Origin of the sequence: Novosphingobium gossypii (assembly GCF_050433305.1) — a bacterium.
Lineage (GTDB): Bacteria > Pseudomonadota > Alphaproteobacteria > Sphingomonadales > Sphingomonadaceae > Novosphingobium > Novosphingobium gossypii.
Genome location: NZ_JBNPXM010000001.1, coordinates 960166 through 978754, shown reverse-complemented (window position 1 = coordinate 978754; position 18589 = coordinate 960166). Strand labels below are relative to the sequence as shown.

General features: G+C 65.9%; 14 protein-coding genes and 2 tRNA genes. 9 read left to right on the top strand and 7 right to left on the bottom strand.

Features of this window, described 5'->3' with window-relative positions:
• Positions 1 to 94: 94 nt before the first annotated feature.
• Positions 95 to 1333, top strand: coding sequence for a glycosyltransferase family 4 protein (locus GGR40_RS04970; RefSeq protein WP_429275058.1), 1239 nt, complete (start codon positions 95 to 97; stop codon positions 1331 to 1333).
• Here the strand turns inward: GGR40_RS04970 and GGR40_RS04965 are convergent.
• Together GGR40_RS04965 and GGR40_RS04960 are read right to left on the bottom strand one after the other, a co-directional pair.
• Positions 1330 to 2505 (bottom strand): DegT/DnrJ/EryC1/StrS family aminotransferase, encoded by a 1176-nt coding sequence (locus GGR40_RS04965; protein ID WP_429275057.1) that lies wholly within the window; start codon positions 2503 to 2505, stop codon positions 1330 to 1332. The genes GGR40_RS04970 and GGR40_RS04965 overlap by 4 nt on opposite strands.
• Before the next feature lie 168 nt (positions 2506 to 2673).
• Complete coding sequence (locus GGR40_RS04960) at positions 2674 to 3702, bottom strand: glycosyltransferase family 2 protein (RefSeq protein ID WP_429275056.1); 1029 nt, start codon at positions 3700 to 3702, stop codon at positions 2674 to 2676.
• A gap of 233 nt (positions 3703 to 3935) precedes the next feature.
• Between GGR40_RS04960 and radC the strand changes: the two genes are divergently transcribed.
• Positions 3936 to 4859 carry a RadC family protein gene (radC, locus tag GGR40_RS04955; protein WP_429275055.1) on the top strand — a complete coding sequence of 308 codons (924 nt, stop codon included), beginning with the start codon at positions 3936 to 3938 and terminating at the stop codon, positions 4857 to 4859.
• 79 nt (positions 4860 to 4938) lie between these two features.
• Here radC and GGR40_RS04950 read toward each other — a convergent pair.
• Both GGR40_RS04950 and GGR40_RS04945 read right to left on the bottom strand, forming a co-directional pair.
• Positions 4939 to 5013, bottom strand: a tRNA-Asn gene (locus GGR40_RS04950).
• A gap of 107 nt (positions 5014 to 5120) precedes the next feature.
• Positions 5121 to 5903, bottom strand: a complete 783-nt coding sequence (locus tag GGR40_RS04945) for an NAD kinase (protein ID WP_429275054.1) — start codon at positions 5901 to 5903, stop codon at positions 5121 to 5123.
• 103 nt (positions 5904 to 6006) lie between these two features.
• On the opposite strand from GGR40_RS04945, the gene GGR40_RS04940 reads away from it, so the two are divergent.
• Complete coding sequence (locus GGR40_RS04940) at positions 6007 to 7371, top strand: EAL domain-containing protein (RefSeq protein ID WP_429275053.1); 1365 nt, start codon at positions 6007 to 6009, stop codon at positions 7369 to 7371.
• 181 nt (positions 7372 to 7552) lie between these two features.
• Here GGR40_RS04940 and mfd read toward each other — a convergent pair whose 3' ends face one another.
• Positions 7553 to 11029 carry a transcription-repair coupling factor gene (gene mfd, locus GGR40_RS04935; RefSeq protein ID WP_429275052.1) on the bottom strand — a complete coding sequence of 1159 codons (3477 nt, stop codon included), beginning with the start codon at positions 11027 to 11029 and terminating at the stop codon, positions 7553 to 7555.
• A gap of 207 nt (positions 11030 to 11236) precedes the next feature.
• On the opposite strand from mfd, the gene GGR40_RS04930 reads away from it, so the two are divergent.
• On the top strand, positions 11237 to 11962 hold the full coding sequence (locus tag GGR40_RS04930) for an SDR family oxidoreductase (RefSeq protein WP_429275051.1): 726 nt from the start codon (positions 11237 to 11239) through the stop codon (positions 11960 to 11962).
• Positions 11963 to 11969: 7 nt separating this feature from the next.
• Here GGR40_RS04930 and GGR40_RS04925 read toward each other — a convergent pair whose 3' ends face one another.
• A complete protein-coding gene (locus GGR40_RS04925; RefSeq protein ID WP_429275050.1) occupies positions 11970 to 12242 on the bottom strand; it encodes an FAD assembly factor SdhE in 273 nt (90 codons plus the stop codon).
• Positions 12243 to 12285: 43 nt separating this feature from the next.
• Positions 12286 to 12708, bottom strand: coding sequence for a baeRF12 domain-containing protein (locus tag GGR40_RS04920; RefSeq protein WP_429275049.1), 423 nt, complete (start codon positions 12706 to 12708; stop codon positions 12286 to 12288).
• 105 nt (positions 12709 to 12813) lie between these two features.
• Between GGR40_RS04920 and recG the strand changes: the two genes are divergently transcribed.
• From recG to GGR40_RS04895, 5 genes are all read left to right on the top strand, one after another.
• Entirely contained in the window at positions 12814 to 14871 is a 2058-nt protein-coding gene (gene recG / locus GGR40_RS04915) for an ATP-dependent DNA helicase RecG (RefSeq protein WP_429275048.1), read from the top strand.
• 116 nt (positions 14872 to 14987) lie between these two features.
• Positions 14988 to 15064 (top strand) — tRNA-Pro (locus tag GGR40_RS04910).
• A 129-nt stretch (positions 15065 to 15193) separates the two neighbouring features.
• Positions 15194 to 16135 carry a thymidylate synthase gene (thyA, locus tag GGR40_RS04905; RefSeq protein WP_429275047.1) on the top strand — a complete coding sequence of 314 codons (942 nt, stop codon included), beginning with the start codon at positions 15194 to 15196 and terminating at the stop codon, positions 16133 to 16135.
• Between the two features lie 93 nt (positions 16136 to 16228).
• Positions 16229 to 17539, top strand: coding sequence for a thiamine pyrophosphate-dependent enzyme (locus GGR40_RS04900; RefSeq protein WP_429275046.1), 1311 nt, complete (start codon positions 16229 to 16231; stop codon positions 17537 to 17539).
• Positions 17536 to 18588, top strand: a complete 1053-nt coding sequence (locus GGR40_RS04895) for an alpha-ketoacid dehydrogenase subunit beta (RefSeq protein ID WP_429275045.1) — start codon at positions 17536 to 17538, stop codon at positions 18586 to 18588. The genes GGR40_RS04900 and GGR40_RS04895 overlap by 4 nt, the downstream gene beginning before the upstream one ends.
• The last annotated feature ends 1 nt before the right edge of the window (position 18589 follow it).

Here is an 18589-nt window from a genome sequence, read left to right as displayed (position 1 = left end):
GCGTACCCCCTAAGAGCCGTTGGAGCGCCATGGCGGATCGGCGAATGAAGATGCCGGGCGACAGCGGCTTCCTGCCAGAAATACGGATCGAGCGATGGCAGAACTTCCATGGCTTCGTGAAATGCTGAACCCGGATGGCGCATCGCGTCGGCTTTCAGGCAGAACTGCGCGGCCAGCAGCGGTCGATCCGCGTCTCCAGCGACCGCGACTGTTCATCAATGGCCGGTTCGTGGTGCAGCAGGCCACCGGCGTCCAGCGCGTCGCGGGGGAGATCACGCGCCAGATCGACGCCATGGCGGGGCGGGGCGAAGTGACCGCCGATGTCGTGCTGATGGTGCCGCCGGGGCCGTGGGTGCAGGAACTGGCGCTGCGCCATATCCCGGTCGAGGTCGTCGGGCGCCGCACGGGTGTGCTTTGGGAGCAGATGGACCTCCCCATCCGCGCGCGGAACGGCACGTTGCTGTGCCTGGGGAACAGTGCGCCCGCGCTGTCGCTGCTGCGCCGCGATGTGGCGGTTGCGGTGATGATCCACGATGTGTCGTTCCTGGATCATCCGGGCGCATACACGCTGCGGTATCGGCTGGCGCATCGCTGGATGCTGCCCTTGGTGATGCAGCGGGCGCGCCGGATATTCACGGTGTCGCAAACCGAGTGCGAACGCCTGACGGCGCTCAGCCCCGCTGCTGGGGCACGGCTGGCCGTGGCGCCCAACGGCGGCTGGAGCGGCGAGTGCGTGCTGACGGCAGAGGCGGTCGGGGCGGGCGGGGCAGAAGCCGCGCCCGATGCTTTGCCGACCGAGCCCTTCGGCCTCTACGTGGGGTCGCTTTCCCATCGCAAGAACTTCGGCAGGACGCTGGCGGCAGCGATCCGGCTGGCGCGGGAGGACGGGCTCCACTTCGTGTTCGTCGGCGCATCGGGGCATGTCCTGCGCCAGCCGGATCGGCCGGTGCCGCCGGACGTCGCCGATCGCATCCACTTCCTCGGGCAGATCAACGATGCGCAGCGCCTCTCGCGGATATATCGCAAGGCGCGGGTCATGCTGTTTCCCTCGCTCTACGAAGCCTGCCCGCTGCCCCCGGTGGAGGCGGCGCATTTCGGATGCCCCGTGGTGGTGTCGAACATCGCCCCGATGTGGGAGCGCTGCGGCACGAGCGCGGTATACTGCGATCCGCTGTCCATCGATTCGCTGGTGCGTGCGGTGCGATCCGTGCTGGACGATTCCCCGCATCGCACCGCCATGATCGCAGCGGGCAGGGCGATGGCTGCCAGTCATCGGTGGGACGAGCAGGCCGCGCTCCTCTACGCAAGCCTGCCGGTGCCGACGGCGGGTTAGCCCTGCACGGAAAGCTCGCGAACGAGGGTTTCGGTTTCAGGTGCGATCTCCTCGCGATTGGCGGCCAGTACCGCCACCACCCGCGCGATGTCCGCAGCGCCAAGCCCGCAGCCCATCGGCAGGCCCAGCATGGCCCCCGCAAGGCGCTCCGTTTCGGGAAGCGCGTCGCGCGGGGCATTCAGGAGGTGATCGTGCCGGTGCAGGCCGTGGCCGTACCACAACCGTGCCTCGATATTAGCCGCATCCAGCGCGACGCGCAGCCGTTCCGCTGATCGTGCGTCACGCCGTCGGTGCAGGATGTAGGCCGAAGCCACGTCAGGATGCGCCATGAGCGTGTCGGCAGGCAGGCCTTCGCGCGCGGCGGCGGCGCGATAGGCCTGCGCAGCGCGGGCGAAGGCGGCGCGCTTGGCCGCCCAGCCGTCCAGTTCGGCCAGCGCCACGGCGGCGTGATATTCACTCATCTTGCCGTTGAGGCTGGCCGCCGTGCTGTTGCGCGAATCGCCAAAGCCGAAGTTCGTGGCCTGCCGCGCGTCGGCGGCGAGCGCGGGATCGGACCACACGATGCAACCGCCTTCGCCGCAGCCGAACGCCTTGGTGGCGTGGAAGCTGAGCGCCAGCGGCACGTTGGGTTCGGGGCGCATTGTCCCGGTCGCCAGTGCCTCGATCGCGGCGGCGGCATCGATGACGACGGGGATACTTGTCTCCTGCTGGAAGCGGCTCCATGCAGCCACGTCCAGGGGGCGCCCATAGGCGCTGACGGGGATGACCACGCCGATGCGCGCCAGCATCGGATGGCGCGTCACCTGATCCGGGTCCAGCGTCCACGTCTGCGCGCTGACGTCGGCAAGGTATGGCTCATAGCCGCAATGCCGCGCCGCCGTGGCCGTGGCCACGAACGTATAGGCCGGGCACAGCGCCAGCGGGCGCTCCGTGCTGGCCTCTCCGGCATGGGCAAGGATTGCGGCGGTCAGCGCCGCGGTGCCCGAGCTTGCCGCCACCAACGTGTCGGCGGGCAGGCTCAGCAAAGTGGCCATGCGCTGCTGAAGCAGCCGCACCAGCGGTCCCTGATTGGAATACATCCGAGCCTTGTCGATCAACCGCAGGTAGGGGGCGATCGCATCGGCGGTGGGCAGGATAGGCTCGCACGGCAGAAGGCGGCGGGACGATGCCATGCCCGGCGCGGCGAGGCGATCGTGCAGGCTGTGCCGCGATGTGGCCCCCAGCGGGTGAAGGATGCCGAAGTCGCCGGGCGCGTCGTCCTCGTCGGGAAGCGGGACGGGGCGTGCATGGGTACCGAAGAGGCCGATGGCGAATACTCCCGATGGAAGGCTTGGAAGAAACTAGGCGGCAGGCTGCGCGCGCTGGAGCGTCAGCCGATGCGCCCGCCTTGCCCCGGAACACGGCAGCACCCGTTGATAGGCGTGGCGCAGCGCCCGCACCGTCCGTCCGGGTGCCAGCAACAACGGCAGCGCCAGCGTCCACAGGCGCGGCTGGGCGGCATAGCGCCGGATCAGGTAGGCGGCGGCCTGAAGCGTGTCGCCGCGCGTCTCTCCGCAGGCCTTCGCGTTGACGATGCGCGCAATCACATGCGTATCGAAGATTCGCCGTGCGGCTGCCCTGCGCACCTTGGGATCATGGGGGAAGAGCATGGCCGCGATTTCGTCATAGCCGCGCACGTCGATCCGCAGCCGCTCCAGCCAGCCGACCCGCCGCTTGAGCTGGTCGTTGCCGGACCGGAAGCCGACGCAAGGCTCCCGCACCACGCCCCAGGTCCCCCGTGCGCCCACTGCAAGGCCGGCAATGAAGACCGGGGAATAGAGGTTGTCCATCGCCCGCGCGCGTGGGTCGGCGGCGGCCACTTGCCATGCATCCCGCTTCACCAGGGTGGCGGAAATGTAGCCGAGCAGCTCGGCGATGCGGCTGAAGGCAGCGCCGGCGCCGGAAAAGGTCTGCGTTTCCGGCATGGGTCGGATGCCGGTGATGCCCTGCATGAGCCGGTCGTAGTCGATCACACCGACGGTCAGCGCCACGGTGTCGGGCCAGCGCTCCAGCGCCTCCATCACGCGGCGGATGCCGCCCGGCTCGATCCGGTCGTCGTCGCCCACCAGCCAGACATAGTCGCCGGTGGCAGCGGCAGTTACCGCCGCCACGTTGCGATCGACGCCCAGATTGCAGGGCTGGCGCATATACCTGAACCGGGGCAAGCGCGAACCGTAGCGGGCAAGAACCTGCGCAGTATCGTCGGTCGATGCATCGTCGCTGACGACGACTTCGACCTGATTCATGTTCTGTGCGACTATGCTGTCCAGAAGTTCGATCAGCAAAGCCGCGCGATTGAATGTCGGAATGCAGATCGAAATCGTCGGCATACGCGCTCCGGGACCGCCATGGCCTTTATGATTTCTGAATTGTTACACGATGCCCGTTTGAGCGTCCATATCGCCGCCGCTTGCCCATTTGGCGCATCATGCCGAAAAATGGCTGTTTTCCGCCCCGCGCAGGCTCAACCTGCCCGTTTGGGAGCCTTGTCTGCGGTTGGGAGATTTCGGGATCAGCGCTGCCTTGGCCGCGTCCTTCGGCTTCAGGTGCACCCGCTTGTCGTTTGTTAATTTGCCACGAGCGCGGCAGCCGTTTTCACGATGCGGAAAGTTCAGTCACGCAGGCCGGCATCTTGAAAAACGACGTTCCCATCGGCCCACCGTCCTATGAAGAGAGCCGCACCGAGCCGCGCCGGGGGCTGTGGTCGAGACTGCGCGAGGGGGTGGCGGCCCAATGGGCGCCGGCAAGCGCTGCGCCTTCCCCATCGCGGCACGGTTCGAACCGCGCGCCGCGCACGCACAAGGAGCCCGATCCCGAGTTTCACGGCATCGGGCACCGCTCCCGTCTGCGCGCCCGCTTGATCGAGGGCGGCGCGGATGCCTTGGCCGACTATGAGGTGCTGGAGTTCATGCTCTTCGGGGCGATCAGGAAGGGGGACACGAAACCTACCGCAAAGAAGCTCATCAAGCGGTTCGGATCGCTGCCGGCGGTGCTGAACGCCGATCCCACCGCCCTGCTGCAGGTGCCCGGCGTCGGCCCGGCAAGCGTAGGCGTGATCAAGATCGGGATGGTGGCGGCGATGCGGATGGCGCGGGCGCAGATTCGCGACCAGCCCATCCTCGGCAGTTGGCATGCCGTGATCGACTATCTGTCGATCGACATGGCGCACCTGAAGCGCGAGCGGGTCCGGGTGCTCTATCTCGACACGCACCACAAGCTGATCCGCGATGAGCACATCAGCGAGGGCACCATCGACGAAGCTTCCGTCCACCCGCGCGAGGTTATTCATCATGCGCTGGATTCCGGTGCCTGCGGCCTGATCCTGGTCCACAACCACCCCAGCGGCAATCCCGAGCCGAGCAGCGAGGACATTGCGCTCACGAACCGGATCGCCGAAGCAGGGCGCCTGATGGGGGTGACGGTCATCGACCATGTCATCATCAGCAGCAGCGGCCATGTTTCGTTGCGGGCGAAAGGACTGATCTAGGGGGCGATCCCTTGGAGGGCAGGGCGCAAGACAGCGGCGCCCCAGAGGGGGTGATTGTGCCGGTCTGTCTGGAAGAAGTTGGCTCCCCGAGTAGGATTCGAACCTACGGCCATTCGATTAACAGTCGAATGCTCTACCGCTGAGCTATCGGGGAGCAGCCTGTCAGTGTTACCACCGCCGGGCAGGGGTGCGCCAATAACAGCTTCCTCAGCCTTGGCAACCCCATGAACGCAAAAATCTGATCCTGCGCGTAAATTTTTCTCAGACCTGGAACTGCTCGGCGAAGATCCGCTCTTCCAGCGTGAAGCCGGGATCGAACAGCAGCGTCAGTTCCTTTTCGGCGGTGGCGTTGATGCGCACCACGGCGACGTCGCGCACTTCCTTTTGGTCGGCCACGGCGGCGACCGGGCGCTTGCCGGGTTCCAGGATGCGCAGTTCCACCTGCGCGCTCTCGGGCAGGATCGCGCCTTTCCAGCGGCGCGGGCGGAACGGGTTGAGCGGCGTCATCGCCACCATGCGCGATCCCAGCGGCAGGATCGGCCCGTGTGCGGACAGGTTGTAGGCGGTGGAGCCGACCGGCGTCGCCAGCAGGATGCCGTCTCCCGCAAGTTCCTCCATCCGGACGCGGCCGTTGATGCGAATCTCAAGCTTGGCGGTCTGGCGTGTTTCCCGCAGCAGTGACACTTCGTTGAAGGCGTAATAGCTGAATTTCTGCCCGCTTTGCGTGATCGCATCCATGCACAGCGGGCGCACCGGCACGCGATGCGCCTCGACCACCCGCCCGGCCATCGTCTCACCATCTTCCAGCGGGCCGTTCATCAGGAAGCCGATAGTGCCAAGGTTCATGCCGTAGACGGGCTTGTTGATGCCGCGATCCAGCAGGTCGTGCAGGACGTGCAGCAGGAAGCCGTCGCCCCCCAGCACCACCAGCACGTCGGCCTCGTTGGCAGGAACCCAGGGGTGCGAATCGAGCAGCGCCCGTGCCCCGTCCTGCGCCTTGGCGCTGTCCGAGACGATAAGCGCCAGTTTCGAGTCGTTGCTCATCACGTTTCCTGCAAAGGCTTACGGTCCCAATGCGGGACCGGGCAGGCGTTTCGGCTGTAGAATTTTGAAGGGTTTTGCAAGGGGTTTGGGCTATGGCCACCCGATGGGCGCAAAACCGAACAGCTCCAAAGTGAACCAGAAAGTCCGCAATCCGGCCAAGCGGATCGAAGACCGCCTGTCCGGCATCCCCGGGCTTGAGGCGGTTCACGACCGTATTGCCGCATGGCGCGAAGACCCGGCACTGATGCCGCACCTGGCGCACGTCCACGCCATGCTGCTCAGCCTGCGCCGGCTGGATGCCATCAACATGGCGTATGGGGAGGCTGCGGGCGACGGCGCGCTGGAGGAAGTCGCCGCGCGCATCGGCCACTTTGCGGAACAGGAACTGGACGGGCCATGGCTGCTGGCGCGGGCGGGGGGCGGCAGCTTCGTCCTCATCGCCAACGAGGCATGCAGCCGCGAGCGCTGGCAGCTGGTGGCGGACCAACTGGCGGACATGATCGCGCGGCCCATTCCGGTCAGTTCGGGCGTGCTGCGTCTGTCCCCGCGCGTGGCGCTGATCCGCGCCTTGACCGGCGAAAGCGTGGAATCCATGCTCGACCGGCTGGGCCACGCGCTGGGCGAAGCTTACGAACAGACCGGCGCCCGCCTCGCCTGGGCCGACGGCGAGGTGACTCCGCCCGGCCGTTCGGCGCAGCAGCTGGAAGCGGACCTCCTCGTCGCGATCGACCGGGACGAGATCGAAGTGCTGTTCCAGCCCCAGTTCAACCTCGCGGACGATCGGCTGACCGGGGCCGAAGCACTGGCGCGCTGGAACCACCCGGATCTTGGCCGCATCGGCGCCGGCGCGCTGTTCGCGATTGCAGAGCGAGCGGACCACATCGGCCCGCTGTCGCGCCACATTGCGCGCAAGGCGATGTTCGCAGCACGCGACTGGCCGGGAAAGCTGCGGCTGTCGATCAACGTGACCCCCGCCGATCTCGCCTTCGCCAGCTACACCCGCCAGATGTTCGAGCTTATTCGGGAAAGCGGCTTTCCCCTGCGGCAGTTGACGCTCGAAATCACCGAGCAGGCGCTGATCGCCGACATAGAGATGGTGGCGCAGACGATGGCGGAGTTTTCCGCCCAGGGCATCCGCATCGCGCTGGACGATTTCGGGGCGGGCTTCTGCAACTTCCGCTACCTCAAGGTGCTGCCGATCCACTACCTGAAGCTGGACCGCTCGATGATCGACGGCGTGACCACCGACCGCCGCGACGTGGCTGTCCTGCGCGCCATCGTGGCGATGGCCCGGGCTCTCGACCTTGAAGTGATCGCCGAAGGGATCGAGGAAGAAGGCCAGCGCCAAGTCGCCGCGCGGGAAGGGTGTGCGTACTTCCAGGGCTTTCTGAGGGCGCAGCCAATGAGTGCGGCGATGTTCGCGAAGCTGGCACGGGCTGAAGGGAAGAAGGAAAGCAGGGAGGCATAGCCGCCTGCACTCCCGCCGCTGCCCCGTTGCCCGAGGACACCCTGAAACAAGTTCAGGGTGACGGGGTGAGGGAAAAGCGCCGCACGCCATCGACCCGACCCGTTGCAATGAGAGGAGAACGCCCCTGCACGCGCAACCTCGACGATATACGGGGTGCAGGGGTGGTAAACCCCTGCATAAATCACCCCTTCCGCGCCACCGCACTCAACCCCTTGGTAAGCTGCAGCAACCCGTTGAGCCTGCTCTTGGGATCGCCCCAGGCGCGTTGCAAAACCAGCTTGTTGTCGGGCCGCAGCTTCACCGTGCCGTTCAGTCTTTCCGCATAGGCGATCAGCCCCGCCGGATTGGGGAAGCTGTCGTTGTGGAAGCTGACCAGCGTGCCGCGCGGGCCGACGTCGATCTTGGCGATGTGCGCTTCGATCGCCTGCCGCTTGATCTGGATCAGCTGGACGAGGTTCGCGGTCGGCTGGGGCAGGGGGCCAAAGCGGTCGATCATTTCGGCGGAGAGCGATTCGATCTCGTCCTTGCTCTCTGCATCGTTGAGGCGGCGGTAGAGCGCCATGCGGACGGCAAGGTCCGGCACGTAGTCTTCCGGGATCATGATCGGCGCTTCGACGGTGATCTGCGGCGACAGGCCGCTGGTGTCCTTCTCCAGCCCGACGCCGCCTGCGCGCGCGGCCAGGATCGCGTCTTCCAGCATCGACTGGTAGAGTTCGAAGCCCACTTCGCGGATGTGACCGGACTGCTCGTCGCCCAGCAGGTTGCCCGCGCCGCGAATGTCGAGATCGTGGCTGGCCAGCTGGAAGCCTGCGCCCAGCGAATCGAGATCGCCCAGCACCTTCAGGCGCTTTTCCGCCACTTCGGACAGCGCCCGGTCGGCGGGCGTCGTCAGGTAGGCGTAGGCGCGCAGCTTCGATCGGCCCACGCGCCCGCGCAGCTGGTACAGCTGGGCAAGGCCGAAGCGATCGGCTCGGTGGATGATGATCGTGTTGGCGCGCGGAATGTCGATGCCCGATTCGACGATCGTGGTGGAGAGCAGCACCTCGTACTTGCCCTCGTAGAAGGCGCTCATGCGCTCTTCCACGTCGCCCGCCGACATCTGGCCGTGCGCGGAAATGTACTTCACCTCAGGCACGTTCTTGTGCAGCCAGTCCTCGATCTCGGCCATGTCGGAGATGCGGGGGACGACGATGAAGCTCTGGCCGCCGCGATGGTGTTCGCGCAGCAGGGCTTCGCGCATCACCATTTCATCCCACTCCATCACGTAAGTGCGCACCGCAAGGCGGTCTACCGGCGGGGTCTGGATGGTGGAGAGCTCGCGCAGGCCCGACATCGCCATCTGCAGCGTGCGGGGGATGGGCGTGGCAGTAAGCGTCAGCACATGCACGTCGGCGCGCAACTGCTTCAGCTTTTCCTTGTGATTGACGCCGAAGCGCTGCTCCTCGTCGACGATGACGAGGCCAAGGCGCTTGAAGCTGACGGTCTTGGACAGGATCGCGTGCGTACCGCAAACGACGTCCATGGTGCCGTCTGCAAGCCCGTCACGCGTGGCCTTGGCTTCCTTTTCCGGCACAAGGCGCGAAAGACGACCGACTTTGAGCGGGAAGCCGTTGAAGCGGTCCGCAAAGCCAGAGAAGTGCTGGCGCGCCAATAGCGTGGTGGGCGCGACGACGGCGACCTGCTGGCCGGCCATGGCCGCGACGAAGGCCGCGCGCAGGGCCACTTCGGTCTTGCCGAAGCCGACGTCGCCGCAGACCAGACGGTCCATGGGCCTGCCGCTGGAAAGGTCTTCCAGCGTATCGGCGATCGCGGCTTCCTGATCTTCGGTTTCCTGCCAGGGGAAGCGGTCTACGAACTGGTTGAAGCTCGATTCGTCGGCGACGAGGGCCGGGGCCTGACGCAGGGCGCGTTCGGCGGCGGTCTTCATCAGCTCGCCCGCGATCTCGCGGATGCGCTCCTTCAGGCGGGCGCGGCGCTTCTGCCATGCTTCTCCGCCCAGCTTGTCGAGCGCGACACCTTCCGCCTCGCTGCCGTAGCGGGAGAGGACGTCGAGGTTTTCGACCGGGATGTAGAGCTTGTCGCCGCCCGCATACGTCAGCATCACGCAGTCGTGCGGGGATTTGCCGACCGGGATCGACTGCAGGCCTTCGTACTTGCCGATGCCGTGGTCCATGTGGACGACCAGATCGCCCGGTGTCAGTGCCGCCAGTTCGGCGAGGAAGGCGTCGGAATCCTTCTTCTTTTTCTTTCGGCGGACAAGGCGGTCGCCCAGAATGTCCTGCTCGGTGACGACTTCTACGGCATCGTTGGAAAAGCCGGTTTCCAGCGGCAGCACCAGCGCGGCGGAGCGGCCCTGCACGGCAAGGCCGAGCGCTTCCTGCCACGTTTCCGCTACGCGCGGTTCCGGTCCCTGTGCTTCGCCGAGGATCGAGACGAGGCGCGCGCGGCTGCCGGGGGAATAGGCCGCAAGGATCGCCTTTCGCCCCGACTTGGCAACGGCGTGAAGGTGCTTCGAAGCTGCCTCATACGCATTGTCACCGCGGGCGCGTTCGGGTGTGAAATCGCGGGCATTGCCGAAGCCGAAGTCAATGACCTTCGCGCTTTCCGGCTGGGCGAAGGGATCGGCGCGATGGACGGGGTGGGCGGCCACCAGTTCGTCGAATTCGTCCTTGCCCAGATAGAGCGCGTCGGTCTTCAGCGGGCGGTAGGACCCGGCTTTCTGGCCCGACGTGTCGAGGCGGGCCTTGTGATAGTCCGCAATATCGTTCAGCCGCTCGTCCGCAGCACCAAGGGCGGCACTGTCCATGACGATCAGGTCGTCGGGTCCAAGGTGGTCGAACAGGGTGACCAGCCGGTCCTCGAACAGCGGGAGCCAGTGCTCCATGCCGGCAAGGCGGCGACCGTCGCTGACCGCCTGATAAAGCGGATCGGCGGTGGCGTTGGCGCCGAACATCTCACGATAGCGGGTGCGGAACCGCTTGACGGTATCGTCGTCGAGCAGGGCCTCGCTGGCGGGGAGCAGCAGATGATCGGGGATCGTGCCCGTGGAGCGCTGGGTGCCGGTATCGAACAGGCGCAGCGTTTCCAGCTCGTCCCCGAAGAAGTCGAGGCGCAGGCCGCCTTCCAGCCCCGAAGGCACGATGTCGAAGATCGACCCGCGCACCGCGAACTCGCCCGCATCGATCGCGGTGTCGGTGCGCTGGTAGCCCTGGCGGCGCAGCAGCGCGATCAGGCTTTCGTGGCCCACTTCCATCCCCGGCTTCAGCAGGCGCACCGATTCGCGGATGCGGAACGGCGTCAGCACGCGCTGGAGCAGGGCGTTCGTGGTGGTGACAAGCAACTGCGGGCCCTGCCGCTTGAGCTGCAGCGCGTGAAGCGCGGCTAGGCGGCGGGCGCTGACCGACAGGGCAGGGCTGGCGCGGTCGTAAGGCAGGCAGTCCCACGCGGGGAACTCTATCACCTCCAGCTCCGGCGCGAAGAACTGCGCGGCGCTGGCGACGGCGCTCATGGCCTGGTCGTTGTCCGCGACGAAGACGGCGCGGCCTTTGGCAGCGATGGCGCGGGCAAGGTCGGCCATGACCAGCGGCTGCGAACCGCGAGTGACCGAGGCGAGGGTCAGCGGCGCCGAGGCCGTGATGATGCGGGAAAAATCAGTCATGACAGAGGTGAAAGGCGGGATATGCGGGCCGGTTGCGAAATACAATCGTCTTGCAACGTCGGCGTCGTCCGGACTTGATCCGGGACCGCTGGCGGTCTTTAGATGAACGCATCGTGCATGGGGCCCTTCCGAGAGTGGGGCCGGGAGCGGGTCGGTGCCCTGCCAGCGGTCCCGGATCAAGTCCGGGACGACGGGAAGGATGGAGCAATGAACGGCAAGCGCGTACTCGTCACCGGCGCATCCAGCGGCCTAGGTCGACACTTCGCCCATGTCCTGAGCGCGGCGGGAGCGCATGTGGTGCTTGCTGCCCGAAGGATGGACGCTTTGCAGGAACTGGCGGCAGAGATCGGTGATGCCACTTGCGTGCCCCTCGACGTGACCGACGCCGACAGCATCCGCAGTGCCGTGGCGCAGGCAGGCAATATCGACGTGCTGGTGAACAACGCCGGCGTATCCAGTGCGCAGCCGGTCCTCGACGCGACGGTAGAGGATTACGACCACATCATGAACGCCAACCTGCGCGGCGCCTTCCTTGTCGCCACCGAGGTGGCGCGCGGCATGCGGGATCGGGGAGAGGGCGGCGCGATCGTCAACATCGCTTCCATCCTCGGGCTTGCGCAGGGCGGGCAACTGGCGGTCTATGCAATGAGCAAGGCCGGGGTGGTGCAGATGACGCGGCAGATGGCGCTGGAACTGGCGCGCTATGGCATCCGCGTCAACGCACTGGCACCGGGCTATTTCGCCACCGACATGAACCGCGACTTCCTGAGCAGCCCGCTGGGCGAGGCTATGGCCAGGCGCATCCCGCAGAGGCGCTTTGGGCGGTTCGAGGATCTGGACGGGCCACTCCGGCTGCTGTGCGGAGACGAATCGCGTTACATGACCGGCGTGGTGATCCCGGTGGACGGCGGGCACATCCTCGGCGGACTGTGACGCCCGTTCAGTCGCGCGGGATCTCGACGTAATCGAGCTTCATCATGCGGTCGAGCATTGGCCCGCGGTATTCTTCGGGAATGCTCTGAGTGCCCAGCGCCCACGCCATGATGTCGACGTCCTCTTCCTCGATCATCCGCTCAAACAGATCGATGTCTGATTCCGTCCATTCGGAATGAAAGCGGTCGAAGAAGCAGCCGATCATGTAGTCCGCCTCGCGCGTGCCGCGATGCCAGGCGCGAAACTTGAGGCGGGCGAGGCGGGGGGAAAGTTCGGTCATGCCCGCGCCGATACCGTGCGGCGCGGGCATGGGCAAGGTTGCATCAGGTGTGCAGCACCTTGATGATTTCCTGCGCAGGCCGTCCGGCAAGGTTCTTGGGCACTTCGGCCACCAGCACGCTGGACAGCTCCTTGTGATAGTGCCGGCGCATCTCGCCCAGAGACTTGGGATCGGCGACGACCACCAGCTTGTCGATCTCGCGCGCGAGCACCTGCGAGTTCAACCATTGCGCCACGGCGGTTGCGTGCGCGGCTTCCTCCATGTTGTCGAGCCGGTCCTTGGGCGCGCCGGACTGGAAACGGGAAATCTTGTCATGGTCCCGAGCCGCCGCGCTGTAGTTGGTGGCCTCAAGGTCGGGCGTGTCGAGGGCGGTGAGCTGCGGTTCGCTCTCCATGCCGGAATTGCGATAGAGCTCGAATTTCTCTCCATCGACGATCGCGAACACGGTTCCGTGCGGCAAGAGCATGGGCATCTCCTTCTTCACATGCATGACGCCAACAGGTGCCGGGGCGGCGAAGTTCCCCGGCGCTCTGGCGAAACGGTATAAACTCGCGCTAAGAGGCGCGGCATCATGCGGCCCGAAGCTCTCAATTCCCTGTTCGTCGAAGTCGAGGCGCTGGAAGGCGTCGGCCCCAAGCTGCGCAAACCGCTGGAAAAGCTGGGCCTGACGCGCATACGCGACCTTGCGTATCACCTGCCCGACCGCTTCGTGGAGCGGCGCGCGATCACCAACCTGGATGAAGCAACTGTCGGCGAGAACGTCATCGTGGCGCTGACGGTGCGCGAACATCGCTCTCCCAGCGGGCGCGGTCCGTTTCGCATCATCGCCGAGGATGCGATCGGCAATACTTGCACCATCACCTACTTCGGTCGCGCATCCTATACCGGCAAGAAGCAGCTGCCGGTGGGTGAACTGCGCTGGGTGGCGGGGCGGATCGACCAGTACGGCCAGATGCTGCAGATGGTGCATCCCGAACATGTATCGGAGGATTCGTCCGCGCCGGTGGGCCAGCTGTGCGAGGCAGTCTATCCGCTTTCGGAAGGCCTGACGCAGGGCCGCGCCGCCGGGCTGGTGGCACAGGCGCTGAAAAGCCTGCCGGATCTGCCGGAATGGATCGAACCCGGCCTGATAGCCAAAACGGGCTGGCCGATCTGGCGCGCGGCGCTGACCGAGGCGCATCGCGGCGTCAACGGACCCGCGCGTGACCGGCTGGCCTACGACGAACTCTTCGCCAATGCTCTGGCGCTGATGCTGGTGCGCGAAAGCAACCGATCGCAGCGTGGCACGCCCTTGGTGGGCGACGGCTCGCTGCGGGCGAAGCTGAAGCTGCCGTTCGCGCTGACAGGCGCGCAGGCGCGGTCCATCAGCGAGATAGAGGGCGATCTGGCGCAAGCATCGCCGATGCTACGGCTGCTGCAGGGCGATGTCGGTTCGGGCAAGACGGTGGTGGCGCTGTCCTCGATGCTGATCGCGGTGGAGGCAGGCGCGCAGGCCGCGCTGCTGGCGCCCACCGAGATCCTTGCGCGGCAGCATTACGAGACGCTCAGCCGCATGTTGCAGGGCACCGGCGTGGAGATCGCGCTGCTGACCGGGCGCGATAAGGGCAAGGCGCGAGAGGCGATCCTGATGGGGCTGCTGGGCGGTTCGATCCAGATCGTCGTCGGCACCCACGCGATCTTCCAGGACAGCGTGGCTTACAAGAACCTCGCACTGGTGGTGATCGACGAGCAGCACCGCTTCGGCGTGGGCCAGCGGTTGATGCTGGCGCGCAAGGGCCGCCGGGCGCCGCACACGCTGGCGATGACCGCCACCCCGATCCCGCGCACGCTGACGCTGGCGCAATATGGCGAGATGGAAGTCTCCAAGCTGGACGAACTGCCGCCGGGCCGGCAGGCGATCGACACCCGCGTGGTCGCGGTGGAGCGAATGGACGACGTGGTGGGTGCGCTCACCCGCCATATCGAGACGGGGCAGCAGGCTTACTGGGTCTGCCCCATGGTCAACGAGAGCGAAACCGACGACCTTGCCGCCGCAGAGGCGCGCTACGCTGCGCTAAAGGAGCGGTTCGGCGATGCCGTGGCGCTGGTTCACGGCCAGCTGAGGCCCGAAGTGAAGGACGCGGCGATGGAGCGGTTCTCACGCGGGGAGGCCAGCCTGCTGGTGGCGACCACGGTGATCGAGGTGGGGGTGGATGTGCCCAACGCCACTCTGATGGTGATCGAGCAGGCAGAGCGATTCGGCCTGGCCCAGCTGCACCAGCTGCGCGGGCGCGTGGGGCGCGGATCGGGCAAGTCCACCTGCCTGCTGCTGCGCGGCAACCAACTGTCCGAAACCGGTCGCCAGCGGCTGGCCCTGATGCGCGAGACGCAGGACGGTTTTCGTCTGGCAGAGGAAGACCTGCAACTGCGCGGCGGCGGCGAACTGCTGGGAACGCGCCAGTCCGGCGACACGCCGTTCCGCATCGCCAGCCTGGAACAGATCACCAAGCTGCTCCCGCTGGCCCATGACGACGCCCGCCTGCTGATCGAGCGCGACGGCGGCCTGTCCGGCCCGCGCGGCGAGGCGGCGCGGCTGCTGCTTTATCTGTTCGAGCGGGATTGGGGCGTGCAGCTGCTGCGTTCCGGGTGATTGCGCAGACTTTTTCCGGGAGCGTCATATTTTCCGTGAAAGCCCCTTGCCACCCCCGGAAGTGCCCTATATAGGCGCCCTCCTGCCCGGGGCGGTCTTCGGATTGCCCCTCCGGTCGGGGAATAGCTCAGCCTGGTAGAGCACTGTCTTCGGGAGGCAGGGGCCGGAGGTTCGAATCCTCTTTCCCCGACCATTTTCACCTTCTGGTGAAGCACAAGAACCCAGCGGAAACGCTGGGTTTTTTGCTTTACGCAGCCGATCTTGTGGACAGAGCGCAAAGGTTCGCTTTGAACCTTGCGCGGGCGGGCGGTAAACCCGTCGCATGATCACGTCCACGACCCTCGCTCCGCATTGGGAACACCAGTACCTCGACCTCATGCGCCGCATCTGGGAGCACGGGGACGAGCGGCGGGACAGGACCGGGGTAGGCACCCGCTCGGTCTTCGGGGCGACCATCCGGTTCGACCTGTCGGGCGGCGTGATGCCGCTGCTCACGACCAAGCGCGTCTACTGGAAGACCGCCACGCGCGAGATGTTGTGGTTCCTCACCGGCGATACCAACATCCGCTCGCTCTGCGCGCAGGGTGTGGAAATCTGGACCGACTGGCCGCTGGATCGCTATCGCCGCGAAACGGGGGAGGAGATCAGCCGCAAGGACTTCTCCGCAAGGATCGTGGCGGACGAAGCCTTTGCCAAGGCATGGGGCGATCTCGGCCCGGTCTACGGCAAGCAGTGGGTGGACTGGGACACCTACGAACCGGCGGGCGACGGACTGTTCCGGCGCGGTCCCGGCATCAATCAGGTGGCGCAGGTGATCGACAGCCTGCGCACTAATCCCGGCAGCCGGCGCCACATCATCGAGGGGTGGAACGTGGCCGAGCTCGATTCGATGGCGCTGCCGCCCTGTCACAAGACCTACCAGTTCCACGTCGCCGACGGACGCCTTTCGTGCCTGCTGTACCAGCGCAGCTGCGATCTGGGGCTGGGCTTTGCCTTCAACATGTGGTCACTGGCGCTGCTGACGCGGATGATCGCGCAGCAGTGCAACCTGGAACCGGGTGAAGCCGTTTGGACAGGCGGTGATGTTCACTTGTACCTCAACCATGCGGAACTGGTGGAAGAGCAACTGTCCCGCCAGCCTCAGGGCGAAGCGACGATGGCGATTCTGCGACGTCCCAATTCGATCTTCGACTATCGCGTCGAGGACTTCGAAGTGGTCGGATATGCGCCCCAGAGCCACATCTCCGCGCCAGTTGCGGTCTGATTGACATTGCCAAGGTTTGAAATATTATGACTTAACCGTGGAATTTTGAAACTCAATTTTCTCGCGGCCCGGCTTTGGCGGGAGAGGTTGAAAATGGCCGAAACTACGGCACCGAATGCAGGACGCGGGCGGGGCAATCTCCCGCCGCTGGAGCTTTACGTACCCGAGCCGCGCTATCGGCCCGGCGATGTCGTCGATTATTCGCATCTGGTCGTGCCGCCTGCCGGGAAGCTGGCGCGCCCCGACGAAACTTGCCTGGCCAGCGATACCTGGCCGCTGACCACCGACATGATCCGCGTGCTGGGCGATGACGATGGCGCGGTGGGCGCATGGAACCCCGGCCTCGACCCCGACACGCTGCGGCGGATGCTGCGCACGATGGCGCTGACCCGCGCCTTCGACGACCGGATGTATCGCGGCCAGCGGCAGGGCAAGACCAGCTTCTACATGAAGTGTACCGGCGAAGAGGCGATCTCGGTCGCCTGCGCGATGGCACTGGCGGGCGACGACATGGTGTTCCCCAGCTATCGCCAGCAGGGCATCCTGATCTCGCGCGGCTATCCGCTGCGGGACATGGTCAACCAGATCTATTCCAACCGCGCCGACCCGCTGAAGGGCCGCCAGCTGCCGATCATGTATTCGGCGAAGGACTACGGCTTCTTCTCGATTTCCGGCAACCTTGCCACGCAGTTCCCGCAGGCGGTGGGCTGGGCGATGGCCAGCGCGATCAAGGGCGACACCCGCATCGCTACGGCCTTCATCGGCGAAGGGTCGAGCGCGGAAGGCGATTTCCATGCGGCGATGACTTTCGCGGCGGTCTACAATGCGCCGGTCGTGCTGCATGTGGTCAACAACCAGTGGGCGATTTCCAGCTTCTCGGGCTTTGCCGGGGCCGAGCGCACCACGTTCGCCGCGCGCGCGACGGGCTACGGCATCGCCGGCCTTCGCGTGGACGGCAACGATGCGCTGGCGGTCTATGCCGCGATGGAATGGGCCGCCAACCGCGCCCGCGCCAATCAGGGGCCGACCCTGATCGAGCACTTCACCTACCGCGCCGAAGGGCATTCCACCTCGGACGATCCGAGCGCCTATCGCTCCGCGCAGGAGCGTGAGGAATGGCCGCTGGGCGATCCCGTCATGCGCCTGAAGAAGCACCTGATCGCTCTGGGCGAATGGTCCGAGGAGCAACAGGAGGCGATGGACCGCGAACTGGTGGAACTGGTGAAGACCGCCACCAAGGAGGCCGAGAAGAACGGCGTGCTGGGTCACGGCCTGCATCACCCGTTCCACACCATGTTCGAGGACGTGTTCGAGGAACTGCCCTGGCACCTTGAGGAGCAGGCCGCGCAGGCCATCCGGGAGCGTCAGACCAAATGGCCTGAATGGAAGGAGGACGGCGCATGACAGAGGAAAACGCCGTGAGCCTCCACGACGCGCCCACCCGTCAGATGAACATGATCGAGGCGATCAACGACGCGCTCGACATCATGATGGGCCGCGATCCGGACATCGTCATTCTGGGCGAGGACGTGGGCTATTTCGGGGGCGTGTTCCGCGCCACCGCCGGCCTTCAGAAGAAGTACGGCCGCAACCGCGTGTTCGATTCGCCGATCAACGAATGCGGCATCGTCGGCGCGGCGGTGGGCATGGCCGCCTATGGCCTGCGCCCGGTGCCGGAAATCCAGTTCGCGGACTATATCTACCCCGGGCTTGACCAGCTGGTGTCGGAGGCCGCGCGCATGCGGTATCGTTCGGCGGGCGAGTTCACTTCTCCGATCACGATCCGCTCTCCCTTTGGCGGCGGCATCTTCGGAGGGCAGACCCACAGCCAAAGCCCGGAGGCGCTGTTCACCCACGTCGCAGGGTTGAAGACGGTGATTCCGGCCACCCCGCACGACGCCAAGGGCCTGCTGATCGCGGCGATCGAGGACAACGATCCCGTCATCTTCTTCGAGCCCAAGCGCATCTACAACGGCCCATTCGACGGGTATTACGACCGTCCTTCGCGCACGTGGAAGGGGCACCCCGGCGGTCTGGTGCCTGAGGGATACTACAAGACGCCGCTGGGCAAGGCGCGCATCGTTCGCGAAGGCGCCGCACTGACGGTGGTGTCCTATGGCACCATGATCCACGTTGCCGAAGCGGTGCTGGCCGAAAAGGGCATCGATGCGGAAATCATCGACCTGCGCACGCTTGTCCCGCTGGACATCGCGACTGTGGAAAAGTCGGTGGAGAAGACGGGGAAATGCCTGGTGATACACGAGGCCACCCGCACTTCCGGCTTCGGCGCAGAACTGGTGACGCTGGTGCAGGAGCGCTGCTTCTACCACCTCGAAGCCCCGGTGGAGCGCGTGACCGGGTTCGACACGCCGTATCCGCACAGCCTTGAATGGGCCTATTTCCCCGGTCCCGTCCGCATCGGCGAAGCGGTCGACCGGCTGATGAAGGAATAAA